20 protein-coding genes are annotated in these 20,414 nt (G+C 65.7%); 15 read left to right on the plus strand and 5 right to left on the minus strand.

Translation table 11 applies throughout. From position 1 onward, the window contains the following. Positions 1-34 precede the first annotated feature (34 nt). Positions 35-1,747 carry an acyl-CoA dehydrogenase gene (locus SJY41_RS16405; RefSeq protein WP_380783282.1) on the plus strand — a complete coding sequence of 571 codons (1,713 nt, stop codon included), beginning with the start codon at positions 35-37 and terminating at the stop codon, positions 1,745-1,747. A gap of 173 nt (positions 1,748-1,920) precedes the next feature. Then, positions 1,921-2,751, plus strand: a complete 831-nt coding sequence (locus SJY41_RS16410; protein ID WP_380783284.1) for an arylamine N-acetyltransferase — start codon at positions 1,921-1,923, stop codon at positions 2,749-2,751. Between the two features lie 209 nt (positions 2,752-2,960). Here the strand turns inward: SJY41_RS16410 and SJY41_RS16415 are convergent, their stop codons facing one another. Both SJY41_RS16415 and SJY41_RS16420 read right to left on the minus strand, forming a co-directional pair. Next, positions 2,961-3,317, minus strand: coding sequence for a GntR family transcriptional regulator (locus SJY41_RS16415; RefSeq protein WP_380783285.1), 357 nt, complete (start codon positions 3,315-3,317; stop codon positions 2,961-2,963). Between the two features lie 38 nt (positions 3,318-3,355). Further along, positions 3,356-3,931 (minus strand): nitroreductase, encoded by a 576-nt coding sequence (locus SJY41_RS16420; RefSeq protein ID WP_380783287.1) that lies wholly within the window; start codon positions 3,929-3,931, stop codon positions 3,356-3,358. Positions 3,932-4,048: 117 nt separating this feature from the next. Between SJY41_RS16420 and SJY41_RS16425 the strand changes: the two genes are divergently transcribed. Then, positions 4,049-5,842: a peptide MFS transporter gene (locus SJY41_RS16425; RefSeq protein WP_380783288.1), complete on the plus strand. Its 1,794-nt coding sequence runs from the start codon at positions 4,049-4,051 to the stop codon at positions 5,840-5,842. 118 nt (positions 5,843-5,960) lie between these two features. On the opposite strand, the gene SJY41_RS16430 is transcribed toward SJY41_RS16425, so the two are convergent. Together SJY41_RS16430 and SJY41_RS16435 are read right to left on the minus strand one after the other, a co-directional pair. After that, positions 5,961-6,953, minus strand: coding sequence for an aldo/keto reductase (locus tag SJY41_RS16430; RefSeq protein ID WP_380783289.1), 993 nt, complete (start codon positions 6,951-6,953; stop codon positions 5,961-5,963). Further along, entirely contained in the window at positions 6,928-8,205 is a 1,278-nt protein-coding gene (locus tag SJY41_RS16435) for a dicarboxylate/amino acid:cation symporter (protein WP_380783290.1), read from the minus strand. Before SJY41_RS16435 ends, SJY41_RS16430 begins: the two co-directional genes overlap by 26 nt. 68 nt (positions 8,206-8,273) lie before the next feature. Between SJY41_RS16435 and glmM the strand changes: the two genes are divergently transcribed. The 7 genes from glmM to SJY41_RS16470 all read left to right on the plus strand — a co-directional run bounded on the left by glmM (position 8,274) and on the right by SJY41_RS16470 (position 15,155). Further along, positions 8,274-9,614: a phosphoglucosamine mutase gene (gene glmM / locus SJY41_RS16440; RefSeq protein ID WP_380784171.1), complete on the plus strand. Its 1,341-nt coding sequence runs from the start codon at positions 8,274-8,276 to the stop codon at positions 9,612-9,614. Then, positions 9,614-9,829, plus strand: coding sequence for a DUF1272 domain-containing protein (locus SJY41_RS16445; RefSeq protein ID WP_380783291.1), 216 nt, complete (start codon positions 9,614-9,616; stop codon positions 9,827-9,829). The genes glmM and SJY41_RS16445 overlap by 1 nt, the downstream gene beginning before the upstream one ends. Positions 9,830-10,144: 315 nt before the next feature. Then, positions 10,145-11,041: a hydroxymethylpyrimidine/phosphomethylpyrimidine kinase gene (locus SJY41_RS16450; protein ID WP_380783292.1), complete on the plus strand. Its 897-nt coding sequence runs from the start codon at positions 10,145-10,147 to the stop codon at positions 11,039-11,041. A 1-nt stretch (position 11,042) separates the two neighbouring features. Next, positions 11,043-11,681: a ribonuclease HII gene (locus SJY41_RS16455; RefSeq protein ID WP_380783293.1), complete on the plus strand. Its 639-nt coding sequence runs from the start codon at positions 11,043-11,045 to the stop codon at positions 11,679-11,681. A gap of 176 nt (positions 11,682-11,857) precedes the next feature. After that, positions 11,858-12,997: a site-specific DNA-methyltransferase gene (locus SJY41_RS16460; protein WP_380783294.1), complete on the plus strand. Its 1,140-nt coding sequence runs from the start codon at positions 11,858-11,860 to the stop codon at positions 12,995-12,997. Positions 12,998-13,144: 147 nt separating this feature from the next. Then, complete coding sequence (folP, locus tag SJY41_RS16465) at positions 13,145-14,203, plus strand: dihydropteroate synthase (RefSeq protein WP_380783295.1); 1,059 nt, start codon at positions 13,145-13,147, stop codon at positions 14,201-14,203. Between the two features lie 67 nt (positions 14,204-14,270). Next, on the plus strand, positions 14,271-15,155 hold the full coding sequence (locus SJY41_RS16470) for a bestrophin family protein (protein ID WP_380783296.1): 885 nt from the start codon (positions 14,271-14,273) through the stop codon (positions 15,153-15,155). A gap of 30 nt (positions 15,156-15,185) precedes the next feature. Here SJY41_RS16470 and SJY41_RS16475 read toward each other — a convergent pair whose 3' ends face one another. Beyond that, positions 15,186-16,601, minus strand: coding sequence for a sigma-54-dependent transcriptional regulator (locus tag SJY41_RS16475; RefSeq protein WP_380783297.1), 1,416 nt, complete (start codon positions 16,599-16,601; stop codon positions 15,186-15,188). 163 nt (positions 16,602-16,764) lie between these two features. On the opposite strand from SJY41_RS16475, the gene SJY41_RS16480 reads away from it, so the two are divergent. The 5 genes from SJY41_RS16480 to SJY41_RS16500 all read left to right on the plus strand — a co-directional run bounded on the left by SJY41_RS16480 (position 16,765) and on the right by SJY41_RS16500 (position 20,407). Beyond that, a complete protein-coding gene (locus tag SJY41_RS16480; RefSeq protein ID WP_380783298.1) occupies positions 16,765-16,887 on the plus strand; it encodes an aa3-type cytochrome c oxidase subunit IV in 123 nt (40 codons plus the stop codon). A gap of 4 nt (positions 16,888-16,891) precedes the next feature. Beyond that, entirely contained in the window at positions 16,892-18,013 is a 1,122-nt protein-coding gene (locus tag SJY41_RS16485; RefSeq protein ID WP_380783299.1) for an NAD(P) transhydrogenase subunit alpha, read from the plus strand. After that, on the plus strand, positions 18,010-18,462 hold the full coding sequence (locus SJY41_RS16490) for an endonuclease domain-containing protein (RefSeq protein ID WP_380783300.1): 453 nt from the start codon (positions 18,010-18,012) through the stop codon (positions 18,460-18,462). The genes SJY41_RS16485 and SJY41_RS16490 overlap by 4 nt, the downstream gene beginning before the upstream one ends. A gap of 1 nt (position 18,463) precedes the next feature. Continuing rightward, positions 18,464-18,769: an NAD(P) transhydrogenase subunit alpha gene (locus tag SJY41_RS16495; RefSeq protein WP_380783301.1), complete on the plus strand. Its 306-nt coding sequence runs from the start codon at positions 18,464-18,466 to the stop codon at positions 18,767-18,769. A 141-nt stretch (positions 18,770-18,910) separates the two neighbouring features. Continuing rightward, complete coding sequence (locus SJY41_RS16500; protein ID WP_380783303.1) at positions 18,911-20,407, plus strand: NAD(P)(+) transhydrogenase (Re/Si-specific) subunit beta; 1,497 nt, start codon at positions 18,911-18,913, stop codon at positions 20,405-20,407. Positions 20,408-20,414: the final 7 nt, after the last annotated feature.

Consider the following 20,414-nt stretch of genomic DNA (forward strand, 5'->3'; position numbering starts at 1 on the left):
TAGCGGGTCCAAACCGTAGCGATAAGAGGATGCGATGGCCTTCACTCCAGCAACCACCGAACAGCGTTTCGTGCTCGACCATGTCGTGCGGATCGGCGAGATCGCCGCGACCGAACGCTATGCCGCCGCCAGCGACGACGTCGTCGATGCGGTCCTCGAAGGCGTGGGGCAGTTGGCCTCGGGCGAATGGGCGCCGCTCAACCGCACCGGCGACACCGTCGGCGCGAAGTGGACCCCGGACGGCGTGGTCATGCCCGACGGTTTCGCGCAGGCGTACAAGGATTATGTCGAGGGCGGCTGGGGCGGAATCGGCGTCGAGGAGGAATGGGGCGGGCAGGGCCTGCCGTTCGCGATCCAGACCGCGGTGCTCGACACGCTCGGCTCGGCCAACATGGGCTTCGCGCTCTGCCCGACGCTGACCGTCGGCGCGATCGAGGCGCTCCAGCATCACGGGTCCCCTGAGCAGCAGGCGCTGTATCTCCCCCATCTCGCGACCGGCGAATGGACCGGCACGATGAACCTCACCGAGCCGCAGGCCGGCTCCGACGTCGGTGCATTGCGTGCTACCGCCACCCCGCTCGGCGACGGCAAGTGGTCGATCAAGGGCACCAAGATCTACATCTCGTTCGGCGACCATGACATGGCACCGAACATCGTCCACCTCGTCCTCGCACGGACCCCCGGCGCGCCGGCGGGTACGAAGGGCATCTCGCTGTTCCTCGTCCCCAAGTACCGCCTTCAGGAAGACGGCACGCCCGGCGACTTCAACGACGTCCGCGTCGTCTCGATCGAGCACAAGATGGGGCTTCACGCCTCCCCGACCTGCGTGCTGAGCTTCGGCGACAACGACGACTGCATCGGCGAGCTGATCGGCGCAGAATTGGGCGGCATCCGCGCGATGTTCACGATGATGAACAACGCACGTCTCAACGTCGGCCTCCAGGGCGTTCAGGTCGCCGAGGGCGCGACGCAGGGCGCGGTCGCCTACGCGCTCGATCGCGTGCAATCCGCGCGCGCAGGCTCGCCGAACAAGGACTCGGTCAAGATCGTCGAGCATCCCGACGTCCGTCGCATGCTGATACGGATGAAGGCGCAGACCCAAGCGGCGCGCGCGCTCGTCTACTACGCAGCGGGCCAAGTCGACCGCGCCAACCTCGGCGACCGTGCCGCGCGCAACCGCCTCGAACTCGTCACGCCGCTCGCCAAGGCGCACGGCACCGATCTCGGCAACGAAGTCGCCTCGCTCGGCATCCAGGTCCACGGCGGCATGGGCTATGTCGAGGAAACCGGCGCCGCCCAGTATTTCCGCGATGCCCGCATCACGCCGATCTACGAGGGCACGAACGGCATCCAGGCGGCAGACCTCGTCGGGCGGAAACTCGGCCTCGACAATGGCGGCGCGTTCGCCGCGCTGATCGCCGACATCCGCGCGGAAGCGAAGGACGAGCGCCTGCTGGCCTTGGTCGACGCGTGCGAAGCGATCGGGCGTAAACTCGTTACCGCGGACGCCGACGACAAGCTCGCCGCGAGCTACCCGTTCCTCACCATGCTGTCGGTTGCGACCTGCGGCTGGCTGATGGAGCGGCAGGGCGGGTTAGCCGGCACTGACGATTTCGGCCGGATGAAGACTGCGGCGGTGCGGTTCTATCTCGATCAGATCGTCCCCGAGGCGATGGGGCTGAATGCGGCGGCGAACGCCAGCGCGGCGGTGCTGTATTCGATCGAAGCGGAGCTGTTCGCGGCCTGAGCTGGGAAAGGGGAGTTGTCGCCTAAACCTCTGCCGTTCGTGGTTCGTATCGAGGTACAGGCCCCGCGCACCTGTCCTTCGATACGCCATCTCGATACGCGGCGTCGCCGCTACTCGACGGCTACTCGGGACGAACGGTAAGAGGGTTCACCAACCAAGGAACCTGACGACCGATGTTCGATCTCGACGCCTACCTCCTCCGTGTCGCCATGCCTGCGCGGCCGACGCTCGACTCGATCGGGCTCGGTCGCCTGCAACACGCGCACCGGCTCGCCATCCCTTTCGAGGACCTCGACGTCGTTCTCGGTCGCGGCATCGCAATCGACAGTGACTCCGTCTTCGCCAAGCTCGTGACCGCCCGTCGCGGCGGCTATTGTTTCCAGCACAACCGCCTGTTCCTGGACGCGCTGAACGAACTCGGATTCGCCGCCCGCCCGCTGCTCGCGCGCGTCTGGATCGCCGCGACCGACGTACCGCCGCTGACGCATACCTTCGCGCTGGTGACGATCGACGGACAGGACTGGATCGCCGACACCGGTTTCGGCGGCAGCTACACGCCGGTCCTGCCGCTGGCGGATGGCGCCGAAGCCAATGCCCCTGACGGCGCACGCTTCCGCCTCGAAGCCACCCGGCAAGACGGGGGCGAACAAGGCTGGATGCTGCTCCGCGACGGCGATCCAATGACGACCGACGGTCGCGGCGAGACGGGAGGATTCCAGCCGCAATACAGCTTCACGCTCGCGCAAGTGTTCGACGCGGACCTCGCCATGTCGAACCACTGGACCTCGACCGCACCCGCCAGCCGCTTCACCCATACCGCGATCGCCAGCATCGTCCTCCCGAACGGCTTCGCGTCGCTGATCGGGCGGAATTATCGCCGGCGCTCGGGGACCGACACGACGGTCGGCGAGATCACCGACCCGCGCGTGTACCGGATTCGCATGAGCCTGTTGTTCGGGATCGACCTGAGCGTCGAGGATGTCGCTGCACTGGGGTTGTTCTGAAGTATGAGCTGACCCTGCCCCCCAATTCCGTTCGTGCTGAGTAGCGACCGAGTAGCTCCGTCGGGAGCGTATCGAAGCATGGGTTCCGCGCGCCAACCTGTCCTGCGATACGTCCTCTCGATACGCGGCTTCGCCGCTACTCGATGACTACTCAGGACGAACGGAAGAGGGGCAGGGCGGACGGCGGTGGGCGATCTGAATAGAGGCGCTCAGGCCCGCTCGCGCTCCAGCAGATCATGCGCATCGAGCCCCAGCAGGTCGATATGCCCGAGGATCCGGGGCCACTGAGTCGTCAAGAAATTCTCGCGCTCGGCCACCCGCAACGCCTCCGCCGCGCCCGGCATCACGAACATGCCGACACCGCGCCGCACCTCGACATAACCGTCGTCCTGAAAGCTCTGATACGCCTTGGCGACCGTCAGCGGGTTGGCCCCCTGCTCGGCCGCGAACGCGCGAACCGACGGCAATTGATCGCCCGCGCGATAGTCCCCGCGAAGGATGCCTGCGGCGATCGTGCTGCGGAGGCGGATATATACGGGGCTGTCGTCGCTGCTGAGCGCTGTCATGGTGGCTTAATACAGTAATTGAGTAGCAAGTCGAGTCGTCAGGATCCCCAATGACTTACCAGCCGTGCCATATCGGGGCGGGGGCGTTCGTCGAGCGGACGGGAAGGCGTGCCGATGAACATGAAGCCGGCGATCTTCTCCGACGCCGAGCCGAACGCGTCGCGAACCACGTCCGAGAACGCCGACCACCCCGTCAGCCAGCCACCCGCAAAGCCTTCCGCGTGCACTGCGTGAAGCAAATTCATGCACGCCGCGCCCGTCGACAGTTCCTGTTCCCACACCGGGATCTTGCTCTCCTTGGGCGACGAAAGCACGACCACCAAGGTCGGCGCCTGACGCGCGAACTGGTCGAGCGACTCGAGCTCCAGCCGCGATGCCTCGGGACGCTCGGCGCGGTACGCGTCGGTGATCAGCGTCGACAGCTCCCCCCGATGCTCCTCGCCCACCACCACGAACCGCCAGGGCGCGAGCTTGCCGTGATCGGGCGTCCGCGCCGCGATCTCGAGGATCGTCGCCAGCTGGTAGGAATCGGGACCGGGCGCGATCAGGTCGCGGGGCTTGCCCGAGCGGCGGGTGGCGAGCAGCGAGAGCGGCGTGGAGCGATCATTGAGCATGCCGGCTGAAATAGGCTTTGGCGTCTGATATTTACAGTCCGGCCTTTGTCGTTAAGCTGCGCGCGCATAACGGCGCCGCGCTCGACGGCACCAGTACGAGTTTCAGGGAGCGTAAAGATGGTGGACACCCCGACCGCGGATACCCCGCGAGAGCCGGATATCACCCATATCAACCCGGCGTCCGGCGAAACCTGGTTCGGGCATCCCCGCCAGCTCGCGCGGCTATTCACCACCGAAGCGTGGGAGCGGTTCGGCTATTACGGCATGCGCGCGCTGCTCACGCTGTATCTCACCAAGCATTTCGTGTTCGGCGACCGCGAGGCGACCGGGCTCTACGGTGGCTACACCGCGCTGGTGTATCTGACGCCGCTGGTCGGCGGCTATCTCGCGGACCAGTATCTTGGCTCGAAGCGCGCGGTGAAGTTCGGCGCGATCATCATGGCGCTCGGCTACCTACTGCTTTGCTTCGGCGGCGATACCGCCAAGCCGTACGCGACGATCGCCAACCAGCGTTACGCGATCGAAGTTGTCGACCAGGCCGACAGCGAAGTCCGCTATCTCGTCGATGGCGCGAACAAGCTGAAGATCAAGGGCAACGACGACGGCACCGTCTCGCTGCTCGCCCCCGACGGCTCGACCACATGGACGGTGGAGAAGGGCGGCTTCGAATCGGGTGCCGAACGCAGCAGCTTCTACGTCACGATCATGCTGCTCGCTTTGTGCATGATCTCGGTGGGCAACGGCTTCTTCAAGCCCAACATCTCGACGATGGTCGGCGAACTCTATGCCCAAGGCGACAAGCGCCGCGATGCCGGGTTCACGATCTTCTACATGGGGATCAACCTCGGCTCGCTGTTCTCGCAGCTGCTCTGCCCGTTCCTTGCGGTCGCAGTCGGCTGGTGGGCAGGCTTCGGGCTCGCGGCGATCGGCATGCTCGCTTCGTGGACGCTGATCCAGTTCGATGGCGGCAAGCTCGACGGTTACGGCGAGCCTCCGGTCCGCACCGGTCCCGATCGCGCGCTCGGCATCTATGCCGCAGCCCTGCTCGGCATCCCGATCTTCTACCTGCTGTTCGTCAACCTCATGAACGCGGTCCCGCCGGTGCCGGGCTCCGGGATCGTCGGCTACATCGTCTCGCTGTCGCTCATGGGCAAACTGCTGTTCGGCACGTTCCTGATCGCGGTGCCGGGCATCCTGATCTGGTCGTTCGTAAACGGCGAGCGTCGCGAGTTCCAGATGATGCTGGCCGCCATGGTGCTAATCGTGTTCAACGTTGTGTTCTGGACGCTGTTCGAGCAGGCCGGCTCGTCGCTGACGCTGTTCGCGGATCGCAACACCGATCTCAGCGTGTTCGGGCTGTTCAGCATCTCGGCCGGCCAGACGCAGTTCTTCAACGCGTTCTTCATCGTCGCGCTGGCGCCGGTGATGTCGATCCTGTGGACCAAGCTCGCCGCCAAGGGCTTGGAGCCGTCGATCCCGGTCAAGTTCGGCATCGCGCTGATCGGCGTCGGCGTCGGTTTCCTGTTCCTGGTCTGGGGCGCGAGCATGGTCGGGCCTTCGTTCAAGGTCGCGATCTGGTGGCTCGCCGGGCTGTATTTCATCCACTCGTTCGCCGAGCTCTGCATCTCGCCGGTCGGTCTCAGCATGATCACCAAGCTGTCGATCGCACGCGTCGTCGGGCTGATGATGGGCGTGTGGTTCCTGTCGATCTCGGTCGCGCAATATGTCGCCGGCGTCGTCGCGCAGGTGGCGAGCGTCGAGACGGTCGGCGGCCAGGTGACCAATCTGAAGGTCAGCCTCGATACCTATGCCGGCGTGTTCTGGACGATCGGTCTGGTCTCGGCCGGGATCGGCGTCGTGCTGCTGCTGATCTCGCCGCTGATCAAGAAGTGGATGCACGGCGTCCAGTAAGGCCAAATTCCCCTCCCGCTTGCGGGAGGGGTTAGGGGAGGGCGCGACGTACGTACTGGCGTCCGGTGTGCGAGGCACGCCCCTCCCCCTACCCCTCCCGTAAACGGGAAGGGAGAAGTCAGATCCGTGTCATCGACAGCGCCTTCTCGCCGTAGCGCGGCCCGGCAGTCCCGCCCCGAGGCGCGGCCGCATCGAGCTTCGTCAGATCGTCCGCCGACAGCGCAACCTCCGCCGCCTTCATGCTATCCTCCAGCGTAACCCGACGCTTAGACCCCGGAATCGGCACGATGTCGTCGCCCTGCGCCAGCAACCACGCGAGCGCTACCTGCGCAGGCGAAGCCCCGTGCGCATCGGCAATCGACTTCACCACCGCGACCATCTCCATGTTCTTGGCAAAGTTCTCCTCCGAATACCGCGGATCGTTCCGCCGATAGTCGCCCTCGGGAAGATCCGACCGAGCCGTAATCTGCCCCGTCAAAAACCCGCGTCCCAGCGGCGAATACGGCACGAACCCGATCCCCAACTCGCGACACAGCGGCAGAATCTCGTCCTCCACATCCCGCTCCCAAAGCGAATACTCACTCTGCAAAGCCGCGATCGGATGCGTCGCCGCCGCCCGCCGGATCGTCTCGAGGCCAGCCTCCGACAGCCCAAGATGCCGCACCTTGCCCTCGCGAACGAGGTCGGCCATAGCGCCGACCGTATCCTCGATCGGCACCCCCGGATCGACCCGGTGCTGGTACAGCAAATCGATCGTCTCGACGCCCAGCCGCTTGAGCGATCCCTCGCAGGCACGCCGCACATTGGCTGGCGTGGAATCGACCCCCGTCATCCCGTTCTTGTCATAGCGGAAGCCGAACTTTGTCGCGATCACGACGCCGTCGCGCTTGCCCCGGATCGCCTTGCCGATCAGCTCCTCGTTGACCAGCGGGCCATAGATCTCGGCGGTGTCGAACAGCGTCACGCCCAGCTCGATCGCGCGGTGGATCGTGGCGATGCTCTCGTCGGCGTTGGCCTCGCCGTACATGCCCTTGCCGATGCCGGCCATCGGCATGCAGCCGAGACCCAGTGCGGAAACCTCGAAATCAGGGCCAAGCGTGCGATATTTCATGGGGAATCTCCTGAGTGCCGTCCGGGGTGACCCCCGTTCTGGCTGACACGGAGATGGTAACGGCGGTGTCCATCGTCACGTTCCCGACGGTGCGAAACAGGTCGGGTATGGTCTCCACTGCGATGAGCAGACCCAGCACCTCGAGCGGGATGCCCATCGCCAGCGCCACCGGCGCGACCGACGCGACGAAGCTGATCGTGCCCGGCAGCGAGATCGACCCCATCGTCGTGATCGCCGCAGTCGCCACGCCCGCCGCCATCTGTCCCGGCCCGATCGGCAGCCCCAGCCAGTGCGCGACGTACAACGCGACCGCGAGGTTCATCGCCGGGCTGGTCGCACGGAACACCGCGACCGACAGCGGCAGGACGATCCCCGCGGTGGCGGGCGACGCACCGAGATCGGTCGACGCCTTCAACATCGCCGGCAGCGAGGCGAGCGACGACTGCGTGCTGATCGCCACCGCCTGCGCCGGCGCGACCGCGCGCGCAAAGCTGAGGAAGCCGACGCGTCCGCCGATCATCCCGATTGGATAGGCGCAGAGCAGGACGATGAAGCCGATCGCCGAGACACAGACGATGTAATGGAGCAACGCGCCGAACGCCGCCGTCCCGGTGCGCGCGCCGACCCCGTAGGCGAGCGCGAAGATGCCGATCGGTGCCAGCTTCAGCACCCATGTGATGATGATCAGCAGCGCATCGACCACCGCCTGGAAAAAGCCGGTCAGCACGCGGCGGCGATCGTCGGGCAGCTTCGTCACCGCAAACGCGAAGGTCAGCGCGAAGACGGTTAGCGGCAGGAACGAGTCGCTTGATGCGGCCGCGACGATGTTGGTCGGCACGATCGTGTCGAAGAACGCGCCGATCCCCGGCACCGGCCCGACCGGCGCGGCGCCGGTCAGTGCGGCGCGCAACGCGGAGCCTAACGCGTGCGGCAACGGGAAGGCATCCAAGATCAACGGCATGACCAATGCCGACATGATCGTCGTGCTCCACAGGATGACGACGATCATCACCATCGCGCGCACCGTGATCCGCCCGGCCCGCGCCGCCTCGGTAGTTGCGCCGATCCCGGTCACGAGCAGCCCAACGACCAGCGGCACGATCACCATCTGCAAGCCATGCAGCCATGCCGAGCCGATCGGCTGCGTCACCGCCGTCACCGCGATCGCGTTCGCCGGCGACCAGGCGGCCGCGGCGATGCCCATCGCGATGCCGCCGATCAGGGCTGCCAGGATCCGTGTAGTCTGCGACATGCTCGCCCTTCGTGTTCGACCGCGCTATCAACGCGTCGGACACCGATACGGGACGGAAAGCGCACGCGATGGCAAGGAAATATTTCGGCACCGACGGCATTCGTGGCGCCACTAACGTCTCGCCGATGACGGCGCAGATGGCGATGAAGGTCGGCATGGCGGCCGGCGCATACTTCCTGCGTGGCGATCACCGCCACCGCGTCGTGATCGGCAAGGACACGCGGCTGTCGGGCTACATGCTCGAATCCGCGCTGGTCGCAGGGTTTACGAGCGTCGGCATGGACGTGGTCATGGTCGGGCCGATGCCGACGCCTGCGGTGGCGATGCTCACCCAGTCGATGCGCGCCGACATCGGCGTGATGATTTCTGCCAGCCACAATCCCTATGCCGACAACGGCATCAAGCTGTTCGGGCCCGACGGCTACAAGCTGTCGGACGAGGCCGAGGAGGCGATCGAGGCGCTGATCGACGGTGACATCCCGTTGGTGGCATCGAGCCAGATCGGCCGAGCGCGTCGCATCGACGACGCACAGGGCCGCTACATCCACTTCGCCAAATCGACTTTCCCCGAGAACCTTCGGCTCGACGGCATGCGGATCGTGATCGATTGCGCGAACGGCGCTGCCTACAAGGTCGCACCCTCGGCCTTGTGGGAGCTCGGCGCAGACGTGGTCGCGATCGGCGTGACGCCCAACGGCACCAACATCAACGACGGCGTCGGCTCGACCGCCCCGCAGACGCTCGCCGAGACGGTGGTCGCGAGCGGCGCGGACATCGGCATCGCACTGGACGGCGACGCGGACCGGTTGATCGTGGTCGACGAGACCGGCACGATCGTCGACGGTGACCAGTTGATGGCGACGATCGCGGCAAGCTGGGCACGGCAAGGGCGGCTCGCGGGCGGCGGCCTGGTCGCGACGGTGATGTCGAACCTCGGCCTCGAACGCCATCTTGCCGCGCAGGGCCTCGGGTTGGTCCGCACCAAGGTCGGCGATCGCCACGTGCTCGAGAAGATGCGCTCCAGCGGCTATAATGTCGGCGGCGAGCAGTCCGGCCACATTATCCTGAGCGACTATGCGACGACCGGCGACGGCCTCGTCGCAGCGCTGCAGATCCTCGCCGAGGTGAAGCGTTCGGGGGCGCCGGCGAGCGAGGTGCTGCACCGGTTCGAGCCGTTGCCGCAGCTGTTGAAGAACGTCCGGTTCGCAGGCGGCAAGCCGTTGGACGACGACACGGTCAAGGCGGTGATCGCCGAGGCCGAGGCCGAACTCGCCGGCAAGGGGCGGCTCGTCATCCGCCCGTCGGGCACCGAACCCGTGATCCGCGTGATGGCGGAAGGCGACGATCTCGCTCAGGTCGAGCGCGTCGTCGACCGGATCTGCGACGCGGTACGGACGGCGGCCGCCTGATGCTCGAGATGCGCCCCATCTGCGAACGCTGCGCTGCCGACCTTCCGGCGGACGCACCCGGCGCGTTCATCTGCTCGTTCGAATGCACCTTCTGCGCGGAATGTGCCGACGCGCTCGACGAGCGTTGTCCGAACTGCGGCGGCGAATTGCTCGACCGGCCGACACGGCTGGGCGAAGCGCCGCCCCAGAGGCCGGCAGCGGGGCGGCGGCACTAGCGCTCTCTTTCGAAAACGGTCCCGACACCTCTACCACCTCCCTTCCTACCACCCCGGCGAAGGCCGGGGCCTAATTGGAAAGGCTGGTGTAACGGAGCGCCACCGTCCGTTAGCGACGTTCCCCAGTTGGGCCCCGGCCTCCGCCGGGGTGGTAAAGGAGGAGCATGACCCTGTCCTACATCCCACCGATCATGACATAGCCCAGCGTATGACCACCAACCGCGCCAAACCCTGCTCAGCGGTCTTGGACAGTCCCGCGACAAAACCGCGCCAGCGTGTGAACTTCCTGCACTTCCGCGCAATGAGCGACACCCAATGACCGCTAGAATCCTCGTAATAGCCGGCTCCGACTCGGGCGGCGGCGCTGGCATCCAGGCCGATATCAAGACCGTAGCCATGCTCGGCGGCCACGCGCTGACGGCCGTGACGGCGATCACCGCGCAGAACACGCTCGGCGTGCAGGCAGTCCACCCTATCCCGACCGACATGGTCCTGGCGCAGATCGACTCGGTCGCCTCGGACATCGGCGTCGACGCGGTAAAGATCGGCATGATCGGCTCAGCCGAAACCGCCAACGCCGTAGCTGACCGCCTACTAAACTTGTTCTCCCGCGAAGGCGGGAGCCCAGCCTGGACTCCCGCCTTCGAGGGAGAACAAGGAAGGGCAGGGCAAGGTCGGCCAGCACGCATCCCTATCATCTTCGATCCCGTCATGATCGCCACCAGCGGATCAGTCCTTGCTGACGCCAACACCATCGCCGCTTTCACCCGCCTCATGCGGATCGCCACGCTTGTAACTCCCAACCTTCCCGAACTCGCGGCACTCGGCGGCGAGTCCACGATCCGCGCGCTCGGCCCCGCAGTCCTTATAAAGGGCGGCCATGGCGAAGGCTCCGACATCACCGACCGCCTCGTCACCGACGCCGGCAAAACCCTCTGGACCAACCCCCGCATCGACACCCGCCATGCCCACGGCACGGGCTGCACGCTCGCTAGCGGGATCGCGACCGGGCTCGCCCAAGGCATGGCACTCGACGCCGCCGTTGACCGCGCCATCGCGTTTGTCCGCGCTGCACTTGCGGCTGCCCCAGGTATCGGCCAGGGGCACGGCCCGATGGGGCACGCGCTCGACACCATCCCCTTTTACCACCTGCTTGCGGCGACGAACGCCGACGGCTGGGATGCGCAAGCTCTCGCCGCGCGATGGAGTTAGTATGCCCGGCATGAAACACGAAAAGCTTTGCGTCGGCCCCGTCGCCGGTGTCGACGAAGCCGGTCGCGGACCGCTCGCGGGACCGGTGGTCGCAGCGGCGGTGATCCTCCCGGCAAAAGGCGTCCCCCGCGGTATCGACGATTCGAAGAAGCTCTCCGCCTCGACACGCGAGCGGCTGTGCGCGCGGCTCAAAGGCTGCGCGATCGTCGGGATCGGGATCGTCCAGCCGGAAGAGATCGACACGCTCAACATCTACTGGGCGACGATGAAGGCGATGACGCTCGCGGTCGACGCGCTGTCGGTCGAACTTGGCTGCGCGCCCGGCCATGTCCTGGTCGACGGCAACCGCCTCCCACGCTGGACCTACCCCGCCACGCCGCTCGTCGGCGGCGATGCCAAGTCGCTGTCGATCGCCGCCGCGTCGATCGTCGCCAAGCACACACGCGACCTCATCATGATCGCCGCCGCCGACGTGCATCCCGAATATAACTGGCATTCGAACAAGGGCTATGGCTGCGCGCACCACATGAAGGCGCTCCGCGATCACGGCCCGACGCCGATTCACCGCCGCAGTTTCGCACCGGTCGCCGCCGCCTATCTGGCGCGCGAGGGACTTTTCGCACAGGAAACGACGAGCTGAGTCTTTCGCGCCACACCGCAAGGGCTTGAGCCTCGAGTCTCCGACGACTCAACATCTGGGCAACGGAGACTCGTTTCGTCGAAGCCACGGAATCCCGCGAAAACGCCGTTAACGAAAGTTTGCTTGACGGAGTCGGACAATTCCGCAGCTATGGGCGCCGACAAGGGGCGGAAAACATGGGTTTGATCGACACGATCGCACGGCCGCGTGCGAAGAAGGCAGCGGAGCCGGCGGTTCAAGCCGTCCTTCCGCTCGACCAGATCCTGCGCGGCGACTGCATCGAGCACATGAAAGCGCTCCCGTCGAACTCGATCGACATGATCTTCGCGGACCCCCCCTACAACCTGCAGCTCGGCGGCGAACTTTATCGTCCCGACGGCAGTCATGTCGACGCCGTGACCGACGACTGGGACAAGTTCGACACCTTCGCCGCCTATGACCGCTTCACCCGCGCCTGGCTCAAGGAAGCACGCCGCATCCTCAAGGACGACGGCGCGCTCTGGGTCATCGGCAGCTACCACAACATCTTCCGCGTCGGCGCGGCGGTGCAGGATCTCGGCTACTGGATCCTCAACGACATCGTCTGGCGCAAGACCAACCCGATGCCGAACTTCCGCGGCACCCGCTTCACCAACGCGCACGAAACGCTGATCTGGGCGTCGAAGGGCGAGAAGGCGAAGTACCACTTCAACTACCGCGCGATGAAGACGCTCAACGACGAGCTCCAGATGCGCAGCGACTGGGAATTCCCGACCTGCGGCGGCGGCGAGCGGCTGAAGAAGAACGGCACCAAGGTCCACCCGACGCAAAAGCCCGAGGCATTGCTGTACCGCATCCTGCTGGCGTGCACGAAGCCTGGCGACGTGGTGCTCGACCCGTTCTTCGGCACCGGCACCACCGGCGCAGTCGCCAAGCGCCTCGGCCGCAGCTGGATCGGCATCGACCGTGAAGGCGATTACATCGAGGCCGCGCAGGAGCGCATCGAGGCCGCGTTGCCGTTGGACGAATCCGCGCTCGCGACGATGATGAGCCCCCGCACGCAGCCGAAGGTCGCATTCGGCGTACTGGTCGAGAACGCGTATCTCGCGCCCGGGGCAGTGCTGACCGACTCGAAGCGACGCTGGCGCGCGACGGTCCGCGCAGACGGTTCCTTGCTCAGCGACTGCGGCACCATCGGCTCGATCCACAAACTCGGCTCGACGCTCCAGAACGCGCCTGCCTGCAACGGCTGGAGCTTCTGGCACTACGAAAGCGACAAGGGGCTGAAACCGATCGACGATCTTCGCCAGACATACTTGTTGGCGAACACTATCTGATCTTCAGCGTCATCCAATCATTCGCGTCATTCAACGAAGGCCCGTCACCCCGGCGAAAGCTGGGGTCTCCCTCCATGAAGCGGCACCCAGGCGGCGGGATATCCCAGCTTTCACTGGGATGACGGATTGCGCTAAGTCAGCGCGATAATGACCAGTCTCCACCTCCGCCCCGTCCAGTTCGTCGACACGCCCGTCGGCCACGAAGACGGTACCATCGCGCGCCTGGCAGGCGGCCTGCAATGGTTCGCCGCGTATGAAGTCATCGAAGGCCGCAGCCGCCGCACGATCCCGGTTGCCGAAGTCGCAACGCTCGGCAAGCGTGCCGCGCATCTCCACGCTGCCATCACCGCCCCCCGCGCGCCACTCCAGCTCGGCGAACGCATGCTCCGCTTCGACCAGCCGATCGTCGCCGGTATCCTCAACGTCACCCCCGACAGCTTCTCCGACGGCGGCAAGCACGTCGATGATCCAGCCGCCGCTGCCGCCGCCGGGATCGACATGGCCGCCGTGGGGGCGACGATGATCGACGTCGGCGGTGAATCGACCCGCCCCGGCGCTCCGACGGTTTGGGAAGGCGACGAGATCGCGCGGCTCGTGCCCGTCGTCGAACGCCTCGCACGAGCCGGCGCGATCGTCTCGGTCGACACCCGCAAAGCCGCGGTCATGGAGGCGACGCTCGCCGCCGGCGCGCATATCGTCAACGACGTTGCCGCGCTCCTCTGGGACGATCGTGCGCTCGACGTGGTCGCAAAGAGCGGCTGCCCGGTCGTCCTGATGCATTCCCCCGACCCGAAGAAGGGCGGCCACGGCGATGGCGGTTATGGCAACGTCCTGACCGACGTGTTCGACCGGCTCGAAACCCGTATCGCTGCAGTCGTCGCAGGCGGCGTCGACCGATCGCGGATCATGGTCGATCCAGGCATCGGCTTCGGCAAGACGCTCGGCCAGAATCTCGCCTTGCTGAACGGCCTTGCCATCTTCCACGGGCTCGGTTGCCCGATCATGCTCGGGGTCAGCCGCAAACGCCTGATAGGCGCGCTTTCGAACGAGGCACCGGTCGGCGAGCGACTGGCCGGCTCGCTCGCGCTGGCGTTCAAAGGCGCCGAGGCGGGCGTCCAGATCCTGCGGGTCCACGATGTACCGGAAACGGTCCAGGTGTTGAAAGTCTGGCGCGGACTACGCGACCAGGCGCTCGTCGGGGGCTGATTGTCGCTGCGTTGCAGCAAAAAGCGTGTTCGCGCATTAGGTCCTGCGTGAACAAGGAGGCTTTCGTTTGATCGTTACAGCTACCCCGCGCATCAGCCAGATCGTCAGCGAAGTATGGCTCCCGCTGCTAGGCCTATTCGTCTGGGACGTCGTCGTGACCGTCACTTACTATGTCCTGCCCTTCCATGCGCCGTCCCTCCCACTGACCCTGTTCGGCACCGCGCTCGCGCTGTTCCTCGGGTTTCGCGATAACTCGGCGTATCAGCGCTGGTGGGAGAGCCGTGGACTGTGGGGGCTGATGATCAATGCCTCGCGCAGCCTTGCCCGTATGACGCGCAATATGCTTCCCGAGCCCGAGGGGCATGACATGAAGCGGACGATCGTGCTTCGCCAGATCGCCTATGTGAACGCGCTGCGGTGCCAGTTGCGGCGTCAGCCGGTCGCGCCCGAGGTCTTGCGCTTCCTGTCGGAGGACGAGGCGGCGTTCGCGCTCGCGCGTACCAACCCCGCAAACGGCCTGCTCGACGGTACCGGGCGGCGTATCGACATCGCGCGACGCAAGGGCTGGATCGATACCATCCAGCAAACCCAGTTCGAGGCCGTCCTAGTCGATATCGCCAACGCGCAAGGCGGCATGGAGCGGATCAAGAATACGCCGCTTCCCAACCAGTATCGCTTCTTTCCCAGCATCTTCACGCGCCTGTTCTGCATCCTGTTGCCGATCGGCCTGGTCGAGACGCTGGGCTTCGCGACGCCGATCGGTTCGACGATTGCCGGGCTGATGTTCCTGGCGGTGCTGCAGATCGGCGACGACCTGGTCGATCCGTTCGCGGACACGATCCACGACGTGCCGTTGAACGCGATGTGCCGGACGATCGAAATCGACCTGCTTCAGGCGATCGGCGACGAGGCGCCGGAACCGCTCACGCCCGTCCAGGGCGTACTCTGGTAGGATAGCGACAACCGGCCGCGGCGTGCGAAGTCAGGCAGCGTTGTCGATGCCGAGTTCGCCGAGCTTTCGGTAGAGGGTCGATCGCCCGATCCCGAGCCGCCGTGCCACCTCGGTCATGCGTCCGCGGTAATGACCGATCGCGAGGCGGATGACGTCCGCCTCGATCTCGTCCAGCGCGCGAAGGTTGCCGTCGGGGCGGAACAGCGTGACGCCACCACCGCCCAGCGCTGCAGCAGCCGGGATGCGCTGGCGATTACCGAGCGAAGCGATCTGGGGAAAATCATCTTCGGTCAGCGCCGAGTCCTCGCACAGCACCGCAGCGCGAAACAGGGCATTCTGCAGCTGCCGGACGTTTCCCGGCCAGTCATATTGCACCAGCAACGCAAGCGCCGCGTCGGTGATGCCCAGCGACCGCAACCCCGGTTGTTCGGCGATGCGCGCGAGCAGGTGGCGGGCCAGCGCAGGAATGTCGCCGGTCCGTTCGCGCAGGGGCGGGATCGATACCTGGACAGCGTTGAGGCGGTAATACAGGTCTTCGCGAAACCGTCCGGCATCCACTTCGTCGATCAGCCGCTTGTTGGTAGCGGCAATGACCCGGACGTCGACTTCGCGTGGGTGCCGCGCGCCGATCGCGTGCACCTCGCCGGTCTGCAGCACGTGCAACAGCTTGACCTGCGCGTCGAGCGGCATCTCGTCGATCTCGTCGAGGAACAGCGTAGCGCCGTCGGCTTCCTGAAAACGACCGACCTTGCGTTCGAACGCGCCGGTGAACGCGCCTTTCTCATGACCGAACAACTCCGATTCGACGAGATTGGCGGGGATCGCGCCGCAATTGACCGTGGTCATCGGCTTCTTGGCGCGGGGAGAAGCGGCATGGATCGCTTCGGCGATGACTTCCTTGCCGACGCCGATCTCGCCCTCGAGCAGGATCGCGACTCGCGCGCGTGCCGCCTTTGCGGCGATCGCCAACGCAGCCCTGAAGTCGGGCGACGATCCGACGATTTCATCAAAGGCGAGCAGCGCCGGGATCTTCTCCGTCAGCGGCCGCAGCTCACCCGCAGACGTGCCGACGACGGCCGCCTCGAGCGCTGCCAGAAAACGATCGGGGGCCAGCGGCTTCACCAGAAAATCGGTGGCTCCGGCGCGCATTGCCGACACCGCGTGCGACACCGATCCGTTGGCCGTCAGCATCAGGATGGGCAGCGCCGGCCGGCGTTCGCGCAAGCTCGCGATCAGGCTCGTGGCGTCCGCACCGGGCGCCCAGTGATCGAGCACGATCGCATCGAGCTGCATTCCGTCCTGGGTTCCGAGCGTCGCGATCGCGGTCTCGCCGTCCGCTGCAAAGATCGCGCGCCAGCCTCCCCGCGCGGCAAGCGCAGCCACCAGCCGCCGCTGCGCGGGTTCGTCGTCGATCAGCAATAGAAGGCGCTGGCCGTTGCGCGTCATGGCGAATCCTGTCCCGTTCCGGTACGTACAATAGCGATGCTAAGTAAAGGGCGACTTAAATGTCGATCCCGGATGTCCGCTGTGTCGGGCTTGGCGAGATCGCATGTGACGGGTAAGGTCCGTTGCACAAGAGGATGACACTCAAGGACTGGGGGCACGAACCATGGCCGGTAACGGGGACATGAAGGCGCACGTCGCGACCTATTCGAGCGTGACGGGAATGATGAAATGGGGTGCCGTCGGGTGCGCGATGGTCGTCGCGCTCGTCATCTGGCTGATCTCGTAACGGCATGAAGATCGCCGTCCTGAAAGAGCAAGCGGACGGCGAGCGGCGGGTGTCCGCGACGCCGGAAACGGTAAAGAAGTTCATCGCGCTGGGTGCTACGCTCGCTGTGGAAACGGGGGCGGGCGATACCGCTTCGATCGCCGATGCGGCGTATTCGGATGCAGGCGCCTCCGTCGGCGACCGTGCAGCGACGCTGGCCGGCGCGGAGATCGTGCTTGGCGTGCAGGGTCCAGACCCCGCGTCGCTCGACGGTGTTGCGCCGGGCGCTTGGATCGTCGCCAGCCTGAATCCTTTTGCAGACCGTGCGCGGATCGAGGCTTATGCCGCGGCCGGCTACGAAGCGCTGGCGATGGAATTCATGCCGCGCATCACGCGCGCGCAGTCGATGGACATCCTGTCGTCGCAATCGAACCTGTCGGGGTACAAGGCGGTGCTCGACGCGGCTTCCGAATATGGTCGCGCCTTCCCGATGATGATGACCGCGGCGGGGACGATCAGCGCGGCGAAGGCGTTCGTGATGGGCGTCGGCGTGGCCGGGCTCCAGGCGATCGCGACCGCGCGGCGACTCGGGGCCCAGGTCTCGGCGACCGACGTACGCGCCGCGACCCGCGAGCAGATCCAGTCGCTCGGTGCGAAACCGATCTTCGTCGAGAACGTCGCCGGGATCGAGGGCGAGGGGACGGGCGGGTATGCCGGCGAGATGTCACCCGAATATCAGGCAGCGCAGGCGGACCTCGTGTCGGGCCATATCGCCAAGCAGGATATCGTCATCACCACCGCGCTGATCCCGGGGCGTCCGGCGCCGCGGCTGATCTCGGCGGCACAGGTCGCGAGCATGAAGCCGGGCTCGGTGATCGTCGATCTCGCGGTCGAGCAGGGTGGCAATGTCGAGGGTTCGGTTGCAGGTGAAGTGGTCGTGGTAAACGGCGTGACAATCGTCGGGCACCGCAACGTGCCGTCGCGGTTGGCGACGGACGCGAGCGCGTTGTTCGCGCGCAACCTGTACAATTTCCTCAACGCCTTCTGGGACAAGGATGCGGGGCGCCCCGTACTCGATGCGGAGATCGGCGACGCGATCCGTCTGACGCAAGGCGGAAAGATCGTGAACCCGCGGCTGACGTCGTGATAATCCTCCCCGGCACGGGGAGTGGGACCGGCGCAGCCGGTGGAGGGGGCGTCCCGCACGCGCTACGTCCCGAAGTAGCGCTTGCGCGCAAAGTATGCCGCAAGATGAGCCGTTCGGAGGTGCTGCTGTGGAGGCAGCTCCGAGGACAGAAGACCGGCTTCAAGTTCCGTTACCAGCATCCTATCGGCGCCTATGTCTGCGACTTCTACTGCGCCGCAACGCATCTGGCGGAAGAGGTCGATGGCGAATTCCACGGACGCGGCGACCGGCCCAAACACGACGCCGATCGCGACCGATTTTTTGAACTGAATGGCTACCGGGTGCTGCGACCGGCGGCAGGCGACGTGCTGAGGGATATCGAAGCGGTAGTGACGATGATCGTATCGTCTGCGGCGCGCCCCCTCCACCAGCCTGCGGCCGGTCCCCCTCCCCGTGCCGGGGAGGAATAGAATGGACTTTATCGCGATCCTGTCGATCTTCGTGCTGGCGTGTTTCGTCGGGTATTTCGTGGTGTGGGCGGTGACGCCCGCATTACACACGCCGCTGATGGCGGTGACCAACGCGATCTCGTCGGTGATCATCGTCGGTGCACTGATCGCCGCGGCGGCTGCCGGCATCGGTGCCGGATCGGGTGTGGCAAAAGCGCTCGGGCTGGTTGCGGTGGTATTGGCGAGCATCAACATCTTCGGTGGCTTCGCAGTCACTGCGCGGATGCTGGCGATGTACAAGAAGAAGGAACGGCCGGTCGCCAAGTAGCGACCGTCATTCCAGCGGACGCTGGGATCTCGTGCGGCTCCAGCTCCGCGCGAGCGACCGGGAGACGCCAGCCTTCGCTGGCATGACGAAGTGGCTTAGTCGGGGTGGCTAAGTCGGGGTGGCTAAGTGGGGACGAACGCGATGCATGAACTGACGGTCAGCCCCTGGGCATCGCTAGCCTATCTGGTCGCGGGGGTGTGTTTCATCCTCGCCCTGCGCGGGCTGTCGAGCCCGGCGTCGAGCCAGCGCGGCAACCGCTTCGGCATCATCGGCATGACGATCGCGGTCGTGACGACGCTGGTGACGCATGTGCCATTGGTTCGGCATCTTCTGGTTTCCGATACCGGACCTGCAATCGTTGCGCTTACAATCGACTGGATCGCTGTCGTCGAAATCGTCGCGGCTATCGGCCTCGGTGCCGCGATCGGCCTCGTCACCGCGCGACGCATCGCGATGACCGCCATGCCGCAACTCGTCGCCGCGTTCCATTCGCTCGTCGGCCTCGCCGCGGTGCTGGTCGGCGTCGCCGCCTATCTCAACCCGCAAGCGTTCGGAATTTCCGACCTCGTCATCCCGCTGATCGGCCAGCCCTTCGCCGTGATCCACCCGGTCAGCCGGATCGAACTCGGGCTCGGCGTCGCGATCGGCGCGATCACCTTTTCCGGCTCGGTCATCGCGTTCCTGAAGCTCAACGGCAACATGGGCGGCAAGCCGATCATGCTGCCCGGGCGCCACGTCATCAATCTCGCGCTGATCGCCGGCATCCTCGGACTGATCGCGTACTTCGTCAGCGATCAGTCGGCGTGGATCTTCTGGACGATCACGGTGCTGAGCTTCGTCATCGGCTTCCTGTTGATCGTCCCGATCGGCGGCGCGGACATGCCTGTGGTGGTCAGCATGCTCAATTCCTACTCGGGCTGGGCGGCGGCGGCGATGGGCTTCACGCTGCACAATAGCGCGATGATCATCACCGGCGCGCTGGTCGGCAGCTCGGGCGCGATCCTGAGTTACATCATGTGCCGCGCGATGAATCGCAGCTTCATCAGCGTCATCGCCGGCGGCTTCGGCCAGTCGTCGGACGCCGGCGGCCCCGCGGCGGCGAGCGATCGTCCGTGGAAGCGCGGCTCGGCAGAGGATGCCGCGTTCCTGTTGAGCCAGGCCGAGCAGGTCATCATCGTCCCCGGCTACGGCATGGCGGTCGCGCAGGCACAGCACGTGCTCCGCGAAATGGGCGACAAGCTGAAGGCCGAGGGGGTCCGCGTGAAATACGCCATCCACCCCGTCGCGGGGCGCATGCCGGGGCACATGAACGTGCTGCTGGCCGAAGCGAACGTGCCGTATGACGACGTGTTCGAGCTCGAGGACATCAACAGCGAGTTCGCGCAGACTGACGTCGCGTTCGTGATCGGTGCCAACGACGTGACCAACCCGGCGGCCAAGACCGACAAGTCCTCGCCGATCTACGGCATGCCGGTGCTCGACGTCGAAAAGGCCAAGACCGTGCTGTTCATCAAGCGTTCGATGGGCGGCGTCGGCTATGCGGGGGTCGATAACGAGCTGTTCTACCGCGACAATACGATGATGCTGCTCGCAGACGCGAAGAAGATGGTCGAGGACATCGTCAAGGCGCTGGAATAAGCCTTGG

Origin of the sequence: Sphingomonas sp. R86520 (assembly GCF_042466285.1) — a bacterium.
Taxonomy (GTDB): domain Bacteria; phylum Pseudomonadota; class Alphaproteobacteria; order Sphingomonadales; family Sphingomonadaceae; genus Sphingomonas.

Bases quoted from the DNA above. Each gene is read 5' to 3' on its own strand.
- SJY41_RS16445 (WP_380783291.1), top strand. From the start codon at position 9,614: ATGCTCGAGATGCGCCCCATCTGCGAACGCTGCGCTGCCGACCTTCCG.
- SJY41_RS16475 (WP_380783297.1), bottom strand. From the start codon at position 16,601: ATGACGCGCAACGGCCAGCGCCTTCTATTGCTGATCGACGACGAACCC.
- SJY41_RS16420 (WP_380783287.1), bottom strand. From the start codon at position 3,931: ATGCTCAATGATCGCTCCACGCCGCTCTCGCTGCTCGCCACCCGCCGC.
- SJY41_RS16450 (WP_380783292.1), top strand. From the start codon at position 10,145: ATGACCGCTAGAATCCTCGTAATAGCCGGCTCCGACTCGGGCGGCGGC.
- SJY41_RS16500 (WP_380783303.1), top strand. From the start codon at position 18,911: ATGCATGAACTGACGGTCAGCCCCTGGGCATCGCTAGCCTATCTGGTC.
- SJY41_RS16485 (WP_380783299.1), top strand. From the start codon at position 16,892: ATGAAGATCGCCGTCCTGAAAGAGCAAGCGGACGGCGAGCGGCGGGTG.
- SJY41_RS16480 (WP_380783298.1), top strand. From the start codon at position 16,765: ATGGCCGGTAACGGGGACATGAAGGCGCACGTCGCGACCTATTCGAGC.
- glmM (WP_380784171.1), top strand. From the start codon at position 8,274: ATGGCAAGGAAATATTTCGGCACCGACGGCATTCGTGGCGCCACTAAC.
- SJY41_RS16435 (WP_380783290.1), bottom strand. From the start codon at position 8,205: ATGTCGCAGACTACACGGATCCTGGCAGCCCTGATCGGCGGCATCGCG.
- SJY41_RS16405 (WP_380783282.1), top strand. From the start codon at position 35: ATGGCCTTCACTCCAGCAACCACCGAACAGCGTTTCGTGCTCGACCAT.
- SJY41_RS16455 (WP_380783293.1), top strand. From the start codon at position 11,043: ATGCCCGGCATGAAACACGAAAAGCTTTGCGTCGGCCCCGTCGCCGGT.
- SJY41_RS16415 (WP_380783285.1), bottom strand. From the start codon at position 3,317: ATGACAGCGCTCAGCAGCGACGACAGCCCCGTATATATCCGCCTCCGC.
- folP (WP_380783295.1), top strand. From the start codon at position 13,145: ATGACCAGTCTCCACCTCCGCCCCGTCCAGTTCGTCGACACGCCCGTC.
- SJY41_RS16425 (WP_380783288.1), top strand. From the start codon at position 4,049: ATGGTGGACACCCCGACCGCGGATACCCCGCGAGAGCCGGATATCACC.
- SJY41_RS16430 (WP_380783289.1), bottom strand. From the start codon at position 6,953: ATGAAATATCGCACGCTTGGCCCTGATTTCGAGGTTTCCGCACTGGGT.
- SJY41_RS16410 (WP_380783284.1), top strand. From the start codon at position 1,921: ATGTTCGATCTCGACGCCTACCTCCTCCGTGTCGCCATGCCTGCGCGG.
- SJY41_RS16460 (WP_380783294.1), top strand. From the start codon at position 11,858: ATGGGTTTGATCGACACGATCGCACGGCCGCGTGCGAAGAAGGCAGCG.
- SJY41_RS16495 (WP_380783301.1), top strand. From the start codon at position 18,464: ATGGACTTTATCGCGATCCTGTCGATCTTCGTGCTGGCGTGTTTCGTC.